Raw genomic sequence first — 21667 nt, 5'->3', positions numbered from 1 at the left:
TCTTTTGCTAATGACAAAGAACTAAGGACTAATGACTATTGATTATTCGTCGTCTTCCAGCGATTCGCGAGAAAGAGATTCATAAGTTGGTCGAGGAGGTGTGCGACGGGCTGATTGGTCTGCCATCAAATCGACTTCCACATCTAGGGAACTGCCGTCTGCTTGGGTTTCTACCTTGTGTACGGCAATATCTAACCCCAATGATTGCAACTCTCGCATTAGCACCTTAAAGGATTCTGGAGTTCCAGGTCGAGGAATTGCCTTACCTTTAACGATCGCATTTAACGCTTCATTCCGTCCTTGCATATCGTCAGATTTTACTGTGAGCAATTCCTGTAAAGTGTAAGCTGCCCCAAAGGCTTCCAATGCCCACACTTCCATTTCTCCAAACCTCTGACCACCTTGTTGTGCTTTACCACCCAAGGGTTGCTGAGTCACCAGTGAGTATGGACCTGTGGAACGGGCGTGGATCTTATCATCCACTAAATGCACCAGTTTCAGCATATAAGCCACACCGATGGTAATTGCTCGGTCAAAAGGTTCGCCTGTACGACCGTCATACACCATGATTTTGCCTGGATTATCTGGGTTATATACCCAGTCTTTGCCTGTTTCGTCTCGTGCTTCTTGTAATTTGCCATGCACGATTCGGCGAGATGACTCTTCACCGTACATTTCGTCAAAGGGAGTAATCTTAAATCGCACTCCCAAGGTTTGACCAGCCCAACCCAAGAGGCATTCAAACACTTGTCCGACGTTCATCCGACTCGGTACGCCCAAGGGGTTAAGTACAATGTCCACAGGTGTTCCATCGGGCAAATAAGGCATATCTTCCGCCGGTAATATCCGAGAAATAATCCCTTTATTACCGTGGCGTCCTGCCATTTTGTCGCCAACTTGGATTTTGCGTTTTTGAGCAACATACACCCGAACTACCATATTGGCTCCTGGTGGCAGTTCATCACCTTGTTCGCGAGTAAACAACCGCACATCAACTACGCGGCCTTTTTCACCGTTTGGTACTCGCAGAGAATTGTCTCGCACATCCCGCGCTTTCTCACCAAAGATGGCACGTAAGAGTTTTTCTTCTGGCGGTTGGTCAGATTCACCTTTTGGTGTTACCTTACCCACCAAGATATCACCAGCTTCTACCCACGCCCCAATGCGAATGATTCCCTGTTCATCTAACTGACGCAAGGCATCTTCCCCGACGTTGGGAATTTCTCTAGTGATTTCTTCTGGCCCTAGTTTGGTTTGTCTAGCTTCAATTTCATATTTTTCAATGTGAATTGAGGTGTAGACATCATCCTGCACTAATCTTTCTGAAATTAAAATTGCATCTTCGTAGTTGTACCCTTCCCAAGGCATATAGGCAACGACGATATTTTGTCCTAGCGCCAATTCACCACCTTCAGTGGAGGAGCCATCAGCCAATACCTGACCAGCAACAACCTTTTCACCAATGCGGACCAGAGGTTTTTGATTTAAACAGGTGTCTTGGTTGGAACGTTGGTACTTGGAAAGGATGTATTTAATTTCGGGGGTGTTAGGTTTAGGACGGACGCGAATTTCTGTAGCATCTACGTAAGTGACATCGCCATCGGTGCGCGATACAATCACCATCCCAGAGTCTCTTGCTCCTTGGGCTTCCAAACCAGTACCCACCAAAGGACGCTCTGGTTTGAGTAGGGGGACTGCTTGCCGTTGCATGTTCGATCCCATCAGCGCTCGGTTAGCGTCATCATGCTCCAAGAAAGGAATCATGCTGGTTGCTACCGACACAATCTGTACGGGAGAGACTGCTACGTAATCCACCTGTTCTGGTGTTGTGGTGGAAAATTCTTGGCGATACCGGACTGGCACTTGTGGACCAATAATGTGCCCAGTTTCGTCTACAGGAATGTCTCCAGGAGCAACCCGTAGGTCGTCTTCTTCATCGGCTGTCATGTAGACTGGAGGTAGATCGAATCTAACTCGCCCATTTTCTACTGGTCTAAATGGTGTTTCGAGGAAGCCGTACAGGTTAACCCGCGCATGGGTTGCCAAGGAGCCAATCAATCCGGCGTTTGGACCTTCTGGTGTCTCAATGGGGCAAATGCGTCCGTAGTGACTAGGGTGAATATCCCGCACTGCAAATCCAGCGCGTTCGCGGGTTAAACCACCAGGACCAAGGGCACTTAAACGGCGTTTGTGGGTCAGCTCCGCCAGAGGATTGGTTTGATCCATGAACTGACTTAACTGACTCGAACCAAAGAATTCTTTAATTGCTGCTACCAATGGTTTGGGGTTCACCAAGGAAGCGGGAGTTAGCACTTCAGCATCGGATACAGTCATCCGCTCCCGAATGATTCTCTCTAGGCGATTTAAGCCAACTCTTACTTGGTTTTGCAGCAATTCACCGACGCTTCTCACCCGCCGATTCCCTAAGTGATCGATGTCGTCAATGTTACCAATATCATATTCCAAGTTGATCAGGTAATCTACAGCCGCCAAAATATCGCCAGGAGTCAGCACACGCATGGTATCTGGGACAGAAAGGCGCAATTTTTTGTTCAGCTTATATCGTCCAACGCGACCAAGGTCATAACGTTTCGGGTCAAAGAAACGGGAGTCTAAAAGTTGTTGTCCACCTAAGACTGTGGGTGGTTCGCCAGGACGGAGTTTGCGATATAACTCCATTAGGGCTTCTTCTTCAGAAAATTGCCCTTCTTTTTCAATGGTCTTTTGGAAATATTCGGGGTGACGTAAGGCATCAAAGATTTCGTTGTCTGATAAACCTAAAGCTTTTAGGAGTACCTGCGCGCTCAATTTGCGGGTTTTATCAATGCGTACCCATACCAAATCGTTACGGTCTGTTTCAAATTTCAGCCATGCTCCTCGGTTGGGAATTAAGCTAGCTGAATAAGTGCGTCGACCGTTTTTGTCTATTTCTGATTTGTAATAGACACCTGGCGATCGCACTATTTGGTTGACAATTACCCGCTCGGCTCCGTTAATAATAAACGTGCCGCGATCGGTCATTAAAGGCAAATCACCAATGAATACCTCTTGCTCTTTGATTTCCCCGGTTTCTTTATTAATTAGACGTGTGGGAACATACATTTGGACAGCATAAGTGCTATCCCGCCGTTTGGCTTCTTCGACGCTGTACTTTGGCTCCTTGAGTTTGTAGTTATGACCCAAAAAGTGCAGTTCTAATTTACCCGTATAATCTGTAATAGGACTAAAGGAGTTCAGTTCTTCTATCAGCCCTTCTTCTAAAAACCAGCGAAAGCTTGACCGCTGGATTTCAATCAAGTCGGGCAACAGAAAGGCGGGTTCCATATATGTTTCTTTAGTCATGCCTCTTCCTTTGTCAACCTGGTACAATTTTCCCTTGGACACTGCTTTTAGACGCTTCCCACTGCTAGCTAGTGTCCTTAGCTGTTTGGGAACTCTTTCTTAGACACTTGTAATTTATGGGTGTAGACTCCAGCGATTATATCTAGCTGCAATGAGCAATTTTGACAACAAGGAAGCAATCACCCCTAATAGGGACTAAGTAATGGGTACTTGATGCTATGGGATCGGGGGAAAACTTGCTGAAAGTTTTTTCTCCTTGCATTTCATGCCCAATAACGCTAGTTGCTTCTCTTGTCGCAGACGCTATGCGTAGCTTACTTCCTCGAAGCGGTACAAGTCGGCAAAGCTGCTCAACGGACTGGCCCCCCAATGCCCATTTCAAAAAGAATATCCAGTTAAAATATTCCTGAATTTGATTTACTTTTTTCACTTCCCCTCCAAAAAGCGCGTTAATTCGCTGACGCAGCTCTACACAGTGTGTTTTAAATCCACCCCGCTGTTGATACTCTTAGTGATATCTTACATATCCTAAGATTGAGGCAACGATCCGCACCTTGTCGATTTGGAATCAGAATCACTTTATTTTGCTGGATTATACTCACAAGGCAATTTTTGTTTAACGATTTTGAATAGGTTCAATAGACACTAAACCGATGTTGTGCAAAAGTCTAGCTCAATTTAGGTTGGTACGGTTAGTCATGCGTGGAGAGCATCCGCTTGTAGAGATTTTGAGGATGGGCAAGCCATAACAGTATGGAAAATTAAGATGAGAAGTTTTGTGCTTCTTCCTTTATTATTATGGCGCAAGCAAAATGTTTTTGAGGGAATAATATTAGCATATTTTTGTCCCCCTATAGTTTTATTTTTTTTAACACAACTTAACAAAAGATACTAGGACACACTTTATATTGACAGACCAAATAATTTACAAGCATTTTGGGTGGTTTGATGGGCGATCGCCTCTACGGTTTCCTGACGCAGTTTAGCTACTTGCTCGGCTACATAAAGTACGTAGGCAGGCTCGTTGCGCCTCTCGCCCCGTTTCGGAACTGGAGCGAGAAATGGGCAGTCTGTTTCAATCAGGAGGCGATCGCTACTTACCATTGCAGCAGAGGATTGGATTGCTTTGGCATTTTTAAACGTTACCGTACCGCTAAAGCTGATATAAAAGCCTAAATCGAGAAACCATTGAGTTTCTTCAGGTGTTCCTCCCCAGCAATGCATTACACCCCGCACTCTTTCTCCTTTGAGTTGCCGCCATTTTTGTAACACTTCTTTGGTTGCCACGGCAGCATCACGGCAGTGGATAATCACTGGTAAGTTTAGTTCAGATGCGATCGCCAACTGGGACTCAAACACCAGATACTGTTGCTCATAGTTATCAGCTTTGTAAAAATCCAGCCCCATTTCTCCAATTGCTACCACATTTGAGTCAGAACTCGCTAAAGTTTTGATTTTCTCAGTTGTCTCGCTATTCCATTTATCAGCATCTAAAGGATGTAATCCCACAGCAAAACTAATTTCGGGAAACTCTTGGGCTATGGATTGAATACTGGAAAACTCCTCCGGGTGAACACAGGAATGCACTAAACGCACCACACCTGCTTCTTGCCACCGCGATCGCACTATTGCTAAATCTGACTGAAAACTATCAAAGTTAAGATGTACGTGCGTGTCTATCAGTTGCATCTTTTGTCTTACCCTGTGGGAAGCCCTTCGGGTTCAGCAGTCGCTCATGGGGGAAACCCCCATCGCCCTTGGCGTCTCCCCTTGGGAGAAGACCGCGCTACTTCACCGCTGGCGCGTCGTCTATGTTGTTTGTCCTTCGTCATTTGTCGTTTGTTTTGTTATCAATGACTAATGACTAAGGACAAATTACCAATGACTACTCAGCTGTTTGTGTGATGGGTTTTAGTTTGTGAGCCAATCTTGATTTTTTCCTTGCCCCATTGTTTGGGTGAAGAACACCTCGTTTGATCGCCTTATCAATTTTCCCATAAGCCTCGGATAACCTAGCCTGCGCTTCTTGTTTTAATTCTGGGGTAGGATTAGCTGTATAAGCAGCTACAGCATTGAGGTATTTCTTCATCAGCGTCTTCACTGCTGATTTGTAAGATTTATTACGCAGTCGGTTGCGTTCTGCGATTTGGGCACGCTTGAGAGCAGACTTTGTATTCGCCACAGTCAATTCCAAAAATATGATTATTAATTATGTACACACACTACTAGACTTACTAATATAGCATCCAAATTGCCAATGTTATAATTTCCTAAAAAAATTATGGAATTAGGTATTGAGCATGAATGAAGATCGTCAATATTATTAGTTCTATAGTCTCTACTCGCCAATTCAGTATTTCCTCAATTGAGGAAATGCGTTAAACTAAAATACATCTAAATAAATTTCACCCTAACTCATCACAACCTGACTAAGCAATGTGATTGCCAATAAATATAATTTGTCTGTAAACCAAATGTATTATTTAGAAGCAGGAACTGTAAAGAGCTAAATCTCAGGGTTTGTCAAGTATAGAATCGATATATCGTGCCTGTACACACATTAAACTAGTAAAAGTTAGGGAAATAAGTAAAAATTATACTCAAACCAGAACCCCTATAAATTCAAGGGGATTGGATGTAACATACCATATACATCCCCCAAGGATTGAGGGAAAGGGTGTAAGGGGAGTGGGAAATGGCACACCTGCTTCCTACCGCTAGCCAGTCAAGGCTTGTCGGATTGAGCAATTAAGTCGCCTTCTCAAGCAAACTATACGCTGGTAGCCTTGAGAGTATCAAAAAAATCCAGGTTAAGCTAGAGAAGAGAATTAGAGTCAGCTTGCACACCCCAGTGGGTCAAGAGCAATACTAAATCTCAGGTGGCAATATTATAATTTTGGCATTGTCCTTACTCCATGCTGCGAATTATTACTCAGCAGGCAGACGTTAGAGCAGAACTACAACGGATCTGCGATCGCACCCATGACGAACAGGTACTTCACAAAGAAGCAACGGTGCGGGAAATTTTGCAAGCAGTGAAGCGCCAAGGCGATAAAGCTGTATTGCATTACACGGACGAATTTGACAAACAAACCCTCAAAGCAGAAGAACTCCGAGTTACAGGTTCGGAATTGGATGCAGCCTATCAACAGGTATCAAAAGAGTTGTTGAGTGCAGTTCGGCTAGCTTGCCGCCAAATTGAAGCGTTTCATCGTCAGCGAGTACCAAAAAGCTGGGTACACTTTGGTGACGATGAAGTAGTACTGGGCAAACGCTACACCCCTGTAGACCGAGCTGGGTTGTATGTGCCTGGTGGCCGTGCCGCCTATCCCAGTACAGTGCTAATGAATGCAATTCCGGCTCATGTTGCTGCTGTACCGCACGTGGTGATGGTAACACCACCAGGCCCAGGGGGTGCTATTAACCCAGCAGTCTTGGTAGCTGCCCAAGAAGCAGGGGTGCAAGAAATTTATCGTATTGGGGGCGCACAAGCGATCGCCGCTTTAGCTTATGGTACAGAAACAATTCCGAAAGTGAATGTGATTACTGGACCTGGTAACATTTATGTCACCCTAGCGAAAAAACTAGTCTATGGCACCGTCGGTATTGATTCTTTGGCGGGTCCTAGTGAAGTGCTGGTAATTGCTGATGAAACCGCAAATCCAGTACATGTAGCTGCTGACTTGCTAGCCCAAGCCGAACACGATCCAATGGCAGCAGCAATTTTGCTGACGACAGATGCGGCTTTGGCGAAAAATGTGCAATTAGCTTTGGAAAGACAGTTAGTCGATCATCCACGGCGAATAGACACAGAAAAAGCGATCGCTCACTACGGCTTGATTATCGTTGTGGAATCGCTCCAAGCCGCAGCAGAACTCTCAAATGAATTTGCCCCCGAACACCTGGAATTAGAAGTCAAAGACCCTTGGGCACTTTTACCACAGATTCGCCACGCTGGGGCGATCTTTTTGGGTTACTCAACGCCAGAAGCTGTAGGAGACTATTTGGCAGGTCCTAATCATACCTTGCCAACTTCTGGTGCTGCCCGCTTTGCTTCGGCATTGGGTGTTGAAACTTTCCTTAAACACTCTAGTATTATTCAATACTCTCAAACCGCACTGCAAAATGTGGCTGGTGCCATAGATGTGCTAGCAACAGCAGAAGGTTTACCTTCCCATGCTGATTCAGTACGACGCCGAATTCAGCAAGAATAGTGATTTGGAATGCTTAATTTTTTTTAATAACTGGAAGTTTGGATAACGATACCGACGGTAAGCTACGCTAAAGCACACCATTTGCTATCCTACCTTCAGCTATCTTTTAAGCACGAGTCGGGCATTGCTGACAGTAGTTTCTGGGAGAGGGTTTTCCTCTCTCAAAAACTCGTGAAAAGCTTCTCCAGAAAAGTTGCTACAACCTGTTCGCATGAAAGTGGCGTAAAACTAGCTGACCTATGGCGTAGCCTCAAATATCTAAACTTAAGTTGTCAGATAAAAAATTAGTTTAGTGTCACTGCCGACTAATTTTGCTAGATACTTATGTATGTAAGGGGTCTACTCTTTAGGAGACGAGAGCAGTGCTAAATAGTGTTTTGGTAGCTCTGGATGGTTCGGATATTTCAGAACGAGTAATTCAAGCTTTAGATAGTTTGGTGTTTTCAAAAGACGCCAAGGTTATTCTCTGTCATGTGTTTCTCACACCAGAGTCAGAAATGGAACTACCTGCCGATCGCCCTCAGCCAGAATCCCCAACGTTTTCTTATTTTCATATTGAAAAGCAACTGCAATTATATCAGGAAAAGTTATCAGCCAGAAGTGAGTTAGAGTTAGTAACTGGCGATCCCGCTGAAGAAATTATTCGTCTTGCCAATATTTATAAAACTGACTTGATCGTAATTGGCAGTCGGGGCTTGATGGGGATGAAACGAATTGTTCAGGGTTCAGTTAGCAGTCAAGTTGTAGAAGAGGCTAATTGTTCAGTGTTTGTCGTCAAACCGAGGTAACAATTTAAAAGGGAAAGCGATTGCGATAACTACCCAAAAACTAGCCTTTGAAGAATACCTGATATCTGATAATCGCACTGATAGTCGGTATAAATTGGTCAAGGAAAAACTAATTACCATGAGTTTAGAAAGTGGACAACATGGTGCACAAGGAGTTTAAGAATTTTAATCTATGCAATTCTGTGTTCTCTGGGTCTAGAGTCCTTAAATAAATTAGTTTTAAACAACAGAGCCACAGAAGAGGACACTTGCATGAGCGGGTTTCCCTACTTGAGCAACGTGTCCGTGGCACAGAAAGAAAAAAGAGATTTTTGGAGTCACCTTGAAAAGGCTAGCCATAGAGACAAAGAAAATCCCTTTTCTACGTTCAGTCAGTTAAATGTTCTTGAGTTGCTAAAAACTGACGCAAGCTCAACAAGCTGAGTGTTTGACCCAAATTCAAGGGCAAAATTGAAACTCCTTCCAAGCGGGACTGTACCCAACCTTCTCCCCAGTACCATTCGTGGAACCCGTCAATGCCTCCGCTGAGTAGTAAGCGAAGGCAGTTGGATTTGACAACCTTTACTTGATGATGAATCGCGATTGGCCCAGTCCAGGTTGTAAACTGGAATCCGGGAAGCAGTTCTTCTGGCATTCCTGGCGCAAAACGTTGCCCTAAAAGCCATTTTTTTAGTTGCACGGGATGCAGCAGACTGTCACGAATTGCATCTGTTGATGCTTCGATTTCAATCCGTAGTTGGCTTTGTTGAAAATTACCCAGCATTTTTCTCGGATTACCTAAAGATAAGACATCGCTATTTCTAATATTGCAAATAGTTTTTGTCATTAGTCATCAGTCCTACCCTGCGGGAAGCCCTTCGGGTGACGCTCCTGCGTCGCTAGCGCTGCGCTAACAGCAGTCGCTCATGGGGGAAACCACGCCAGATGCTCCACTTGGGGAAACCCCTGCGTACCCGTCACTGGCTCCCCAAGACCGCGCTACTTCACCGCTGGCGCGTCTATGTCCTTTGCAAATAACTAATAACTAATGACCAATGACCAATGACAGCCGTTTATTTACGTAACACCCGACTACGTTACTTTTCTTGCAGCAGAGAACTTAGAATAGAAAAAGTGAACTTGTTAAGAAATGTAAGGTTATTCATGGCGGATCAGTTAATTCGTGCAACAGCAGCCGAAGGTGGAATTCGTGCCGTAGGTGCGATCGCCACACGTTTAACAGAAGAAGCACGGCAGCGCCACAAGCTTTCTTATGTGGCAACGGCAGCACTGGGTCGGACTATGACGGCGGGCTTGTTAATGGCCTCTAGTATGAAGCGGACTGGATCGAGGGTGAATGTCCGCGTTAAGGGCGATGGCCCTTTGGGTGGCATATTAGTAGACGCAGGCTTAGATGGTACAGTACGCGGATATGTCGGCAATCCATCTGTAGAATTGCCTCCTAATGCCAAAGGTAAATTAGATGTTGGTGGTGCTGTGGGTAGCGGCTACCTCTACGTTGTGCGAGATATCGGTCGTGGTTATCCTTACTCTAGTACGGTAGAACTAGTTTCTGGCGAAATTGGCGATGATGTAGCTCATTATCTGGTGAATTCCGAACAAACACCTTCGGCTTTAGTTTTAGGTGTGTTTGTGGGAGCCGCCGGAGTAACTGCTGCTGGAGGATTACTGATACAAGTATTGCCCAAAGCCGCTAGAGACGAAGCCTTAGTAGAAAGGTTGGAATCACGGGTTGCTGGTCTAGCAGGATTTACGCCATTGTTGCAAGCTGGCAAGACGTTACCTGAAATCTTTGATGACTTATTGGGAGACATGGGGTTGGAAATCTTTTCCGAACGCCAAATGTTGCGCTTCCACTGTGGTTGCTCTTTCGATCGCGTTTTGGGGGCACTAAAGATTTTGGGAGAAGCTGAACTGCAAGATATGATTATCAAGGATGATGGTGCCGAAGCAACTTGCGACTTTTGCGGCAACGTCTACCAGGCAAGTAGCGATCAGTTAGCTCAACTAATTTCCGATTTGCAAGCCGAATCTGCTGTTTGAAGATAAAGTATAAAATAGCACTGATTTTAGAGATTGATAATGGTACTCTGTGGAGAGAGATAATCAAAAAAGTAGCTTTTTAATGACGAGAAAGTTACTATGTCAACAATGGAATTATCAATCTAAAACAGAGCGCTATTCAATTATTTTGGTGTGAGAGATGACAGAGCGGGATATTCCAGACAGTTGGTCAAGAGCCAGTGGAAGAGAGCCAGATCAAAGCAAAAGATTATCCCGAACAGAACAATTCGGTGAAACTCAGCCATTTGATGTCCCAGCTACTGGTTCTACCTCCAAGTCAGTGAAGCGGCGAAAAAAAAACCATACGAATAGTAATTCAGAAGAAACTGCCCAACTCAGTAGTACTTCTGGGAAATGGCCACGCTGGCTGAAAAGCTGGACATTGTGGCTAGTACTACTAATGTTGATTCCCAGCAGTGTCGGATTCTTGGCAATGGCAATGCTGCTAAAGTTACCAGCTGCCCCTAATTGTCCCTCGATTTTCTGGCCGCTAGCTAGTGCTTCTGTGCGGCTACATTGCGCTCAGTTAGCGGCTTCTAAGCAAACAGTGAACGACCTATTGCAAGCGATCGCTCTAGTGAAGCAACTACCACAAAATCACCCGTTGCATGGAGAAATCGATCGTTTCATCGAAGAATGGTCGCGGGATATTTTGAAGCTAGCCGATCAAAGTTTCCAAACTGGGAATTTAGAGGAAGCGATCGCGACTGCTCGTAAAATACCCGAAGATGTAGCAGCTTATAAACTAGTCGATGAACAAGTTGACAAATGGCAGTCAATTTGGTCAAAGGCTGAAGCCACATACAATGGTGCGATCGCCGAAGTAAAGGAACGGCGCTGGCAATCAGCATTCATGTTATCCGCTAAAATGCTGCGTGTAGACAATCAGTACTGGGCGGGTACTAAATACGACCAATTGAATCGTCTGATTGCTACAGCGCGGGAAGATGGCGATAAGTTAGGAAAAGCCGAAAGTTTAGCAAACAGCAAAGTAGTTGATAACATCCTAGAAGCGATCAAGTTAGCCGAGTCTATTGGTCAGGAAAGTTACCTTTACCAAAAAGCTCAGGAAGCGGTTCCGACATTTGGACGCAAAATGCTGGAATTGGCACAGGCGAAACTAGATAAAAAAGATGCGGATGAAGCGCTAAATATTGCTAGGCAAATACCGGAAAGTACGAAACTACAAGGCGAAACTGATGATTTTATTGCTATAGCTGACGCAAAAAGAAGTGCTTGGCTCGGTAATGTTTCTGGTTTAGAGGCAGCGATCGCTCAAGCACAACAAATCGATCCTTCCAGACCAGTGTATAACGAAGCACAGCAACTAATTGCTCGTTGGCAGTTGGAAATTGAAGATGTTGCCCATTTGGAAAAAGCAAGAATATTGGCTAGCCAGGGAACAGTCCCGAATTTAAACGCAGCAATCGCCCAAGTACAGCTTATTCCTGCTAGTAACCCTAGAGGCGCAGAAGCTAGACAAGAGATAGGTCGCTGGAATGCTCAAGTGGAGACAATTGAAGACCAACCTTACTTAGATCGCGCCGATCAGATCGCAATATTCGAGGATATTAACTCCTTGCAAGCTGCGATCGCCCAGGCCAGCGAAATTCGTAGAGGTCGTGCACTATATCCAGAAGCACGGAAAAAAATTCGTACTTGGGTAGGAAAAATTCAGCGAATTCAAGACCAACCTTACTTGGATCAAGCACAAGAACTGGCCCAGAGTGGAAATCTTACCGCCGCCATTAGCGCAGCTCAACAAATCGCCTCATCGGGAAGGGCGCTTTCACAAGAAGCACAAGCTGCGATCGATGACTGGGAAGGGCAAATTCGCACTAGAGAAAACTGGAAAAAAGCCCAGGAAGTGGGGGCCGCTGGTACTCCAGAAGCCTTGGTTGAGGCAATACGACTGGCGGATCGAATTTCAAACAATAGCATCTTACGTATGGATGCAAACCAGGCTATTGACCAATGGAGTCAGCAATTATTAGAAATAGCACGCACTCAAGGTCAGTCTGATATTGCTAGAGGCATTGACATTGCCAAATCAATTCCACGCGGTAGTGCTGCTTACAGTGCAGCGCAAGAGCAAATTAAGACTTGGCAGGATTTTCTCAATCCTCAACCTGAACCTCAGCCTTCGTCTGCGCCTGAATCTCTACCATTTCCTCGATCAACTACTATTAATGGTCAGTGATCGTCTATTAACTCAAGTTGCGGGTTATCCAATTCTAGGTTTTTTGCATCCGTCGATTCATGGGATGCCTACGCGCACCACAAGTTGGGGTTGCACTACGCACAACCCTAACTTCGACAAAATCAAAAAGACAATTACTGAATCAGTTTAGAGTATCAGAATTTGCTCATTCAAGAAATGCTTATCGAATAGTCAATGCAAAAATGAATGCTTCAAGCTTCAGTAAAAACCTTTTATACGTGGCTGTTAACGCTTAGTTTACCCTGCCTTCAGGCGTGAGATAATATCATGTCCGGGTAATCACTTATGATTACCGTATCTGTGGAAAAATCCCAAAAGTCTCTTTCCCCCAGCAAGAACTGCCCTCTAAATAATAAGTCTTCAACCGGACATGATATGAAGCTTAAATTCTTTATTCCCCGATCGCTTCTCCCCATTCCTTAATGACTGAAAATAGTGATGAGTAATCATCATCAGCAAATGACATTTTTACGGCCGTTTGCAAGATTTGCCGCACTCCTTTAATACTGCTGAGATCCAAACTCCGAGATTTCGCTTCCGAGATAAATAACTCCGTATCTTTAAGCAAGTGTTTTGTGGGGAAATTGGGATCGGCATAATTGCCATCTAACATCCGTTGTAGCTTTTTGTCAAAGGTAGGCGCATAGAGGGGACTGTCGCGCAAGATTTGCATAAACACATCTACATCGACACCTTGACGCTGGACAAAAGCTAGACTCAAACCAAAGCTAGTTGTTAGAGAAGCTATTAGTTGATTTAGTGCCAATTTAAGCGCCGCCGCAGATCCTACTGGCCCGATAAGTAAAGGTTCTGTCCCAAAATTTTGGAGTAACTTTAAGTGGCGTTCGTATTGTTCTGGCTCGGCCCCTACCATAACACTCAACTTGCCAGCTTTTGCTTCTGGGATACTCCCTAATACGGGCGCTTCTAAGTACTCACCACCACCCCCAACAACTGCATCTCTAATTTCCTGGCTTTCTGTGGGCGTAATTGTTCCCATTTGGATAATCGTGCGCCCTTCCAGAGTTTGCCAAGCAGTATCTGAAAGCAACACATTGTAAATAGCTGGGGCATTAGTCAGCATAAGAATTACGCACTCAGCAGCACGAATGGCGTGGCGGGGATGTGTAGCAATTTCAGCCCCAGCTGCTTGTAGTGATGCTAATTTTTCTGGGGTACGATTGTAGGCAACTAGCTGTATATCTGCGGCTAATAACCTTTGAGCCATTGGTAGTCCCATCAGTCCAGTTCCCAGAAATGCCACCTTCATTTTTTACGTTCCTTTAGTACAGCGTCACCATAAGCGTTGCGTAAAGCTTTTGGCATAGCAACTCTTAGAGAGGCTACGCCAACGCTCAGAGCGAGTCATTGAGCGTTATAGCCCATCATGAACATCGCATTGTTTGATTCAAATTTAGTTAGGAAATAGTTATTTGAAATTTGAAATATAATCCTAAATCCCAGTTTTCTTACTTCCTAACTCTGGCAATCAACCACCGGCAGCAAAAGTTAACATAATTATCACTGACAGTAATATACCAGGGGTAAGTAGTGTTACTAGCATTAACAGGTCATGAGTGGACATAATTATTACTTTGGTAGTGTGTTTAACTTTACTGTAATCACTGTTATGCTAGTCCAAATAAGACTGATACTGCATTCTTAAATAGAGTTTTAACTTTTCAACTTTACGCTTACTCTGGCAGGATCAATCCTTTTAATGGTTGAGAGATTTCTGTTTTGTCCAGACCTTTGCTCTGAATTAAGACTCCAAAGCCGCCGAGTCCTGTGGGGTCTAGAAGTTGGTGTAGTGCGTCCCGATGCTGTAGTAACTGCGAGAGAGGTTGCTTTTGCTGGGAAAGGGCTGCAATACGATCGCCTAATCCCAATGCCATCAAAAATAATCCCTGCTGAATAAAACCAACATTCTTTAAATTACATTTCTCACCCCAGCGTTCCAAAGCTGTAAAGTCAACATGGGCAGTTATATCTTGTCGCCCAATATTAATATAAGGGTTGTCATGGAAGCGGTGGTGATAATAGCACTGTAACGTTCCTTGCGATCGCCTGGGATTGTAGTAACGGCTGGCGGGGTAGCCATAATCAATTGTTAACACATAGCCGCGCTGCAAGCGGTCTGCTACTATACTCAACCAGTCTAGAGCAGCTAAATTAATTTCACTACGGTAGCCATCTGGATATGCACTTTGGGTAAAGTTCATTTCCACCAAGTCTAAATATTCAGCTAGTTGGGGCGTTGAAGGTTCCCCTGTGACTTCCACAAATGATGAACAGGTTTCTTTCTGATTACTATCTGTAGTTACATAAATTTCTCGGAGTTCTCCCGTTTCTAGGATGAATTGATGCACGGGAAACGCATCTACTAACTCGTTAGAGAAAAAGCAACCTGCGATCGCATTTGGTGGTATCTCCTCTAAATTACACCAACGCACCGGGAAATCTTGCAAGCGTTGCTGCTGTTCTTGTCTTAAAGTTGGAGACTTTTCAACAATTATGTACTCTAGGGCGGTAAAAAAATCTGGGTAGTGTAGCTGATGATATTTAAGGATATGCAAAGCTAGCAGTCCTTGACCTGCTCCCATTTCTACCAGAGAAAAGGGTACAGGTTTTCCTAAAATCTCCCACATTTGCAAAAATTGTTCTGCGAGTAACTCGCCAAAGTCAGAACAGAGATTGGGAGAGGTAAAAAAATCACTATCTTTAAAGCCTATTTTGACTGCATCGCTGGAATAGTAGCCGTATTCAGGGTGGTATAATGCCATATCCATGAATTGGGCAAAAGTAATTCGTTTTTGAGGATTGGTGGTAATGTGATTGGCGATCGCAGCACACAATGCTGGATTTGCATCCATAAAATTTGAGATTGGGGAGTATAGAAATAAATGAATTATGAATGATGCAAAACAAAATTCATAATTCATTATTTCTCTAATGGTCTACAAATCCCATGATATCGACCACTGTGGGATAAGTGCTGGCATTTATTGACAGACAAAACTGGGGAGTTTGCAGTTCGATGCGATCGCCATCAAATTGTTCTGTCCCTAATGACCTAAAATCTTTATTTTCTACTTAAGATTTATTTTATAAATAGTCTTTTAGGTGTTGATTTTTTCTCTTGCGATCGCAATCTACAGCCCAATTAATCGCGTCCAAGGCAATTTGCTATTTAGCCATTCACCAACGACACCAGCACACCGTTGGGATCGCGGACACGAGCAATAGTGTGTCCCCCAGGCTGGGTTTTCGGGGCATCTAGTGTTTTTGCACCAGCCCCGATCGCTCTCATGTAAGCGCTGCCAACATCAGGAGTGATAAATGATATCTGAATTAATGGCGGTGGTTGTGTGGGATCGTTGGCATGAAAGCCACCAGGAAATAATTTCTGTGCTTCGTTACTAGAAGAGAAAGCTAGTGTGGTGTTTCCGGTTTCGATTTCCGCCCAGATAGATTGCCCTTTTTCCAGGAGAGTGCGACGAACTAAACCAAAAGCTTTTTCGTAAAACTCAACTGTTTTAACTACATCGTCTACCCAGATTACCGTGTAACCAAATTTCACAGTTTTTTCTCCTTTTCTAGAAAGATCGGTGCTGGCGAGGATTTCTGCTACTTAACTGTATGCGATTTGAATACACAGTAACTTAGCTTTCCAGAATGTTACGATCTGTTGCTAGGGTTTGTGCCCCTGTTTGGATCGTTTCTATATCTGATGGCGACCAATAATGAGGCCCTTGACACTGATGTGCTACTAGTAATCCCCATAATCCTTTAGGGATGACAATTGGTACAACCAAGTTGGCGCGAACCTGCATACTGCGGAGAAAATCTCGGTGACAAGCCTCGATTGGCTCTAATTCAATATCAGCGATCGCCCTTACGCGTCCTGCTAAGTATAAAGCAGCATACTCATTGTTAAAACAATCATCTGGCCCAGTGGAACCAAGTATTGAGAATTCTTGAGAACTCAAAGATTCAAAAGTCACCTGCCCTTCCCACTGACTGTAAAAATAATACAACACCACCCGATCGACCTGAAGCGATTCTCTGAGTTGATTGGTTGTTTGCTGGACTAACTCATCGCGCTGTATTGATTTAACAAGGCGGTCGAGCAATTTCTGTAAACCCTGTTCAGAGCGATCGCAGCTGTGGTTAAATTCGGAGTGAGGATGAATTTTCACGGTTCTAATATGACGACTAAGTAAATGCTGCCGTATTTATATAGTAATTTATTACACTTTCTTTAAATACATTTTTGTATTGAGAGCAGCAATTCAATTTTAACGAAACATAATACTAGTAAACCTCTTCGTCAATTTAAAATAAATTACTAAGAAGTAGCGTTTTTTCATCTACACTAAGGATGATTCTAAATTTAAAATTTAAAGTTCAGAATATTAAAATTTTACAGATAATATGTATCTTGAGTTTTTCTAGCATAAATTATTGATTGCGATTTAATCTGCGAGTTTTCACCAAATCACAAGTCAGTTTGTATTCACAGTTACAAAAAATTATCAGTCAATATAGTCCAGATAAGAACAAAACACTTGTAAAGACGGCGATTTATCGCGTCTCAAAAACCCAAGCGTATTGCCAGCTATGTTTGCTTTAATGAGTTAATGCAACTCTTTGTGATTCTCCAAACATTGGGGCGAAGTTACGGTAAGCTTCTAATGCTGCTTCTTTAACAGTTGTATTCACAATCGGAAATGTTGTGAGGATGTAGCTAAATTCATCTTCGGTTAAGCCGTAAAGGTATGCTACCATTCCATCGAGTTCGGCGCGGAGTTTAGCGCGTTCTGTTTCGTCAGTAACGCCTTGTTGATGGAAACCTAAACCGACTTCTTGCGCGAGTTCGTCAAATTCTAGTGTGGTGTTTAACCATGCTTTTGATACTTTATAAATCCTTTACCTTTGTTTACGGTTCAGAAATATTACTGAAATCGATTTCTTTGAGTCTTGGCTTTCTTTGTTTGTATAGCCGTGATTTTTTAATCATCAGGTATATTTGCTGATTACTTTATCAAAATGCCTAATTGCTTTATAAAAATGCCCGTTTACTTTCTCAAAATACTGAAATGCTTAATCAAAATAAGCTTTGACTTACTCAAAAGGTCATTTGACTTACTCATTTTGGTGTTTTCCGCAAGCAAAAGCAGCTTTGACTTACTCAAAAGGAGCTTTTGCTTACTCATTTTGGTGTTTTCCGCAAGCAAAAGCAGCTTTGACTTACTCATTTTGGTGTTTTCCGCAAGCAAAAGGAACTTTTACTTACTCAAACCCCAGTTTACTTTCTAATTTCGGTGTTTTCGACAATATAACAAAGACGCGATAAATCGCCGTCTCTACAAAGGGGTAATTATTGTAGAGACGGCGATTTATCGCGTCTATTGCCTTAATTCAAAATTACGAATTAGAAAATAATCCCAAAGAACAAATAATCTGAGGTTCTTGCTTTTCTAGTTATTCTGTAGGTAGATCTAGTAAGGTGAGACTAAATCTTGCCTAGCCCAACTCCGATCGATAATTGCTGCTAATTCTTGAGGAATCTCTACACAACCGTAATCTTGCTAGCGATCGCTAATCTTCTCATAAAAATAACCCCTTTTATAGGGGTTATTTTTAGATAATACTGTTGATAAGTAAACTAAACCACAGCAGATAGTTGTCGTTTAAAGAAAGCTTGTAATACTCTCTCTGCTATTTGATGACTAGTTAAACCTAGTTCTGTCTTAGATTCATTGGGTTCAGCATGATCTACCAACACATCTGGTACACCAAATCGCTTGACAGGAACGAGAATATCTGCATCTAGTAAAGCCTCGGCGATCGCAGAACCAAAGCCACCCATGACACAGCCTTCTTCTAAGGTGACGACACGACCGATTTTCTTCGCTAAAGGCAAAATCAACTCGGTATCCAAAGGCTTAACGAAACGGGCATTAATTACAGTTGCTTCAATGCCATGCTCGCTGAGAATTTCAGCAGCTTGCATTCCTGGATAGACCATTGTGCCATAAGCAACAATTAACACATCATCGCCTGTACGCAGAATCTCGCCTTTGCCGATTTCCAAAGGTTCCCAACCTTCCTCCATCAAGGGAACGCCGTAGCCATTGCCACGAGGGTAGCGCATTGCGATCGGGCCACTGGTATGCTCAACACCAGTTACTACCATGCTTTGCAGTTCTGCCTCGTCTTTGGGGGCCATGATTACCATGTTGGGAATGCAACGCAGATAGGCAATGTCATACATACCTTGGTGGGTGGGGCCATCAGATCCGACGATTCCCGCCCGATCCAAGCAGAAGAATACTGGCAGGTTTTGGATGCAGACATCATGAATTATCTGATCGTAGGCGCGTTGCAAGAAAGTAGAATAAATAGCTGCAACGGGGCGCATTCCTTCGCTTGCAAGTCCTGCTGCTAAGGTAATTGCGTGTTGTTCCGCAATGCCGACATCTATATATTGATTCGGCAGTTTTGCTTGAAGTTTATCTAAACCTGTCCCTGTTGCCATAGCCGCAGTAATGCCGACGATTTTCGGGTTTTGTTCGGCAAGTTTTACCAGAGTGTGAGAAAAGACTTTGGCATAAGCTGGGGGTTTGGGTTTATTAGAAGGAATAGCTTTGCCAGTTGCGACGTTGAAGGGGCTTTGAGCGTGGTAGCCAACTTGATCTAGTTCGGCAATTTCATAACCTTTGCCTTTTACTGTTGCTACATGTACCAAAACTGGGCCTGGTATCTGATGTGCTTGTTGGAAAGTAGCAATCAATTCTTCAAGATTATGCCCATCCACTGGCCCAATGTAGGTAAAGCCGAGTTCTTCAAAAACTGCACCTACCTTCGGAACAGCCAAGCGCTTCATACCTTCTTTGATGCGTCCGAGTTCGGGTGAGAGGGATTCACCAACGAAGGGAATTTGCTTAAACTGTTCTTCAAGATTATCTTTAATAAATTGCACCGGTTGGCTAAGGCGCATTTTGTTGAGATAGCGAGGAATCGCGCCGACGTTGCGAGATATGGACATGTCGTTGTCATTGAGAACAACCAACAGGTTCGTTTTTGGCATGTGTCCGGCATGGTTAATCGCTTCTAAAGCCATGCCTCCAGTCAGTGCGCCATCGCCAATCACAGCAACGGCTTTAAATTTTTCTCCTTTCAAGTCTCGCGCTAAAGCCATGCCCAAAGCTGCTGAAATACTTGTAGAAGCGTGTCCAGCCCCAAAGTGGTCAAACTTGTTTTCACCCCGTTTCAGATAGCCCGCAACTCCGTCCTTTTGTCTGAGGGTGTGGAAGCGATCGTAACGTCCTGTAAGCAGTTTGTGGGGATAAGCCTGGTGTCCTACATCCCAAATAACTTTATCCCGATCTAAGTCCAGTGTTTGGTAAAGTCCTAGTGTTAATTCGACAACACCCAACCCTGGCCCCAAGTGTCCACCATTAACTGCTACTGTTTGAAGATGCTTATCTCGAATCTGACGGGCAATCTGTTGCAGTTGGCGAACAGATAAACCGTGCAACTGATTAGGATGGGTGATTTCGCTCAGATGCATATTATAAGGTTTTCCTCTCTAACTTCGAGTCTCGGTATTTTGATTTTCCCACGGTCGGGTTGTCCACAGAATCAAACTCTTACATTGTTACTAAGTTGTAGTGGAAAGTATAACTTCTTAATTGACGATGGTGAAAAATTTGTTAACCATTAACAATTCGTCAAATAAGATTGCAATCAGTTAAAGTTATAACACATTTTCCCGTGGGTAATGCTACCTAAAAAATGCCTCTAATGCGTATATAAAAACAAGTTTTTTAAGAGTAATTTGCGGAAGTTCCCTAAGCAGATTACTCAATTTTGCCATCTTTAAGTTAGTACAAACAAAAGTCAAATATTTTATTTACAGCTATATATCTAGCATAATTACTAGTAAATATTTAACTATGGTTTCTACTCTGGTTCGCTGACAGCAGCTAATTTTATCAACGAGCGCTAGTTCTTATAACTATGACAAATATGTATCTAAAGCTACTTGATTACTTGATTACTTTATTGAACTTCATTTATTAATATATATCTCGTTAAGAGTCTCCAACTGGAAACGAAGCATTAATTACAATTCCTTATAGGGATGCACAGCTATCTGTGTTACCCTACCATAATGTTTAACTACCTGTAAATTGCTGTAATGTAATAATATTGATGTAACCTTAGATTTTCCGAAATTACTCGCAAACAACAATATTTCCGACCTCTTTAAGAAGTCGGAAATTTGAAGCTTTCGATTTTTACAAATCCAATAGGATTGCTATATCTATATCTCTATTTACCAAAAGCATCTTTAATGTTTTCAACAGTACGTTCAACAACATTCTTTGTGTTGTCTACTGCTTCTTTAGTCCGAGATGCATCTTCATTTGCTCTCTTCTGAATTGTAGCGGCATCCTTCTTGGCTTTACGTCCAATAGGGCTATCATTGTCTGTTGCTTGGTCAACTTTACTGGCATTGCTCTTGGCAGCGTCCTTAACTTTATCTGCCGTATCATCAATGAAATTTTTGGTTCGTCCAGCATCTCTACCAGCTTTGTCTTGGGCGCGATCTGCATCATCATATGCAATCAAGGTTCCAGCAGGATCGGCCATTGCTGAGGTGTTGGAGAAAAATGCACCTTGCCAAACAAAGGCAATTGCTAACATACAAAGCAATGTTGTAGCCATCCAGCGTTTTACCGTGGAAAGTTGTTTTGCAACATAATTCAATTTCATACAATACAATCTCATGTGATTTAGTATACTATTTCTACTTCATTTCGCTTATTAGGCATATCAATCCCTAGATATAAATTTTGGCATCAATAGTTATGAAATGAATTCACTATTTTGATAGATTGAATTTTGAGTAAAGATTATTTCTTAGGAATTAAACAGTTTACAGTTTTTGAACATCCGCGATCGCCCTTGAGTTAATTAACTTGCGATCGCTTCCAGGGAACGGTTACGCGAGCGCAACTGAATTTTTA

The 21667-nt window shown here is 43.3% G+C and carries 15 protein-coding genes; 4 read left to right on the top strand and 11 right to left on the bottom strand.

All coding sequences use genetic code 11. The features are described from left to right. Nucleotides 1-42: 42 nt before the first annotated feature. From rpoB to rpsT, 3 genes are all read right to left on the bottom strand, one after another. Complete coding sequence (gene rpoB / locus ACR5KR_RS26905; protein ID WP_445629730.1) at nucleotides 43-3342, bottom strand: DNA-directed RNA polymerase subunit beta; 3300 nt, start codon at nucleotides 3340-3342, stop codon at nucleotides 43-45. A gap of 903 nt (nucleotides 3343-4245) precedes the next feature. Next, a complete protein-coding gene (locus tag ACR5KR_RS26900; RefSeq protein WP_448268610.1) occupies nucleotides 4246-5031 on the bottom strand; it encodes a TatD family hydrolase in 786 nt (261 codons plus the stop codon). 196 nt (nucleotides 5032-5227) lie between these two features. Continuing rightward, complete coding sequence (gene rpsT, locus ACR5KR_RS26895) at nucleotides 5228-5524, bottom strand: 30S ribosomal protein S20 (protein ID WP_445629732.1); 297 nt, start codon at nucleotides 5522-5524, stop codon at nucleotides 5228-5230. Between the two features lie 733 nt (nucleotides 5525-6257). Between rpsT and hisD the strand changes: the two genes are divergently transcribed. Then, complete coding sequence (gene hisD / locus ACR5KR_RS26890) at nucleotides 6258-7556, top strand: histidinol dehydrogenase (protein ID WP_445629733.1); 1299 nt, start codon at nucleotides 6258-6260, stop codon at nucleotides 7554-7556. A 362-nt stretch (nucleotides 7557-7918) separates the two neighbouring features. Then, entirely contained in the window at nucleotides 7919-8344 is a 426-nt protein-coding gene (locus ACR5KR_RS26885) for a universal stress protein (protein ID WP_445629734.1), read from the top strand. A gap of 367 nt (nucleotides 8345-8711) precedes the next feature. On the opposite strand, the gene ACR5KR_RS26880 is transcribed toward ACR5KR_RS26885, so the two are convergent. After that, nucleotides 8712-9107, bottom strand: coding sequence for a hypothetical protein (locus ACR5KR_RS26880; protein WP_445632012.1), 396 nt, complete (start codon nucleotides 9105-9107; stop codon nucleotides 8712-8714). 380 nt (nucleotides 9108-9487) lie between these two features. On the opposite strand from ACR5KR_RS26880, the gene hslO reads away from it, so the two are divergent. Next, nucleotides 9488-10387 carry an Hsp33 family molecular chaperone HslO gene (gene hslO / locus ACR5KR_RS26875; RefSeq protein ID WP_445629735.1) on the top strand — a complete coding sequence of 300 codons (900 nt, stop codon included), beginning with the start codon at nucleotides 9488-9490 and terminating at the stop codon, nucleotides 10385-10387. A 160-nt stretch (nucleotides 10388-10547) separates the two neighbouring features. Continuing rightward, the gene (locus ACR5KR_RS26870) at nucleotides 10548-12608 is read left to right on the top strand and encodes a chromosome segregation ATPase (protein WP_445629736.1); all 2061 of its coding nucleotides are present in this window, start codon (nucleotides 10548-10550) and stop codon (nucleotides 12606-12608) included. A gap of 412 nt (nucleotides 12609-13020) precedes the next feature. Here ACR5KR_RS26870 and ACR5KR_RS26865 read toward each other — a convergent pair whose 3' ends face one another. The 7 genes from ACR5KR_RS26865 to ACR5KR_RS26835 form a co-directional block, all read right to left on the bottom strand. Continuing rightward, complete coding sequence (locus ACR5KR_RS26865) at nucleotides 13021-13899, bottom strand: NAD(P)-dependent oxidoreductase (protein ID WP_445629737.1); 879 nt, start codon at nucleotides 13897-13899, stop codon at nucleotides 13021-13023. A gap of 424 nt (nucleotides 13900-14323) precedes the next feature. Continuing rightward, nucleotides 14324-15502 (bottom strand): class I SAM-dependent methyltransferase, encoded by a 1179-nt coding sequence (locus tag ACR5KR_RS26860; RefSeq protein WP_448268609.1) that lies wholly within the window; start codon nucleotides 15500-15502, stop codon nucleotides 14324-14326. 317 nt (nucleotides 15503-15819) lie between these two features. Continuing rightward, the gene (locus ACR5KR_RS26855; RefSeq protein ID WP_445629739.1) at nucleotides 15820-16209 is read right to left on the bottom strand and encodes a VOC family protein; all 390 of its coding nucleotides are present in this window, start codon (nucleotides 16207-16209) and stop codon (nucleotides 15820-15822) included. Between the two features lie 82 nt (nucleotides 16210-16291). Continuing rightward, the gene (locus ACR5KR_RS26850) at nucleotides 16292-16828 is read right to left on the bottom strand and encodes a GAF domain-containing protein (RefSeq protein WP_448268608.1); all 537 of its coding nucleotides are present in this window, start codon (nucleotides 16826-16828) and stop codon (nucleotides 16292-16294) included. A gap of 430 nt (nucleotides 16829-17258) precedes the next feature. Then, nucleotides 17259-17417, bottom strand: a complete 159-nt coding sequence (locus tag ACR5KR_RS26845; protein ID WP_445629741.1) for a hypothetical protein — start codon at nucleotides 17415-17417, stop codon at nucleotides 17259-17261. Nucleotides 17418-18297: 880 nt separating this feature from the next. Continuing rightward, nucleotides 18298-20205 carry a 1-deoxy-D-xylulose-5-phosphate synthase gene (dxs, locus tag ACR5KR_RS26840; RefSeq protein WP_445629742.1) on the bottom strand — a complete coding sequence of 636 codons (1908 nt, stop codon included), beginning with the start codon at nucleotides 20203-20205 and terminating at the stop codon, nucleotides 18298-18300. A 764-nt stretch (nucleotides 20206-20969) separates the two neighbouring features. Beyond that, nucleotides 20970-21413 carry a hypothetical protein gene (locus tag ACR5KR_RS26835; protein WP_448268607.1) on the bottom strand — a complete coding sequence of 148 codons (444 nt, stop codon included), beginning with the start codon at nucleotides 21411-21413 and terminating at the stop codon, nucleotides 20970-20972. Between the last annotated feature and the right edge of the window lie 254 nt (nucleotides 21414-21667).

The organism is Nostoc sp. DSM 114159 (genome assembly GCF_053470285.1).
This window is presented reverse-complemented; position numbering and strand designations above follow the sequence as displayed.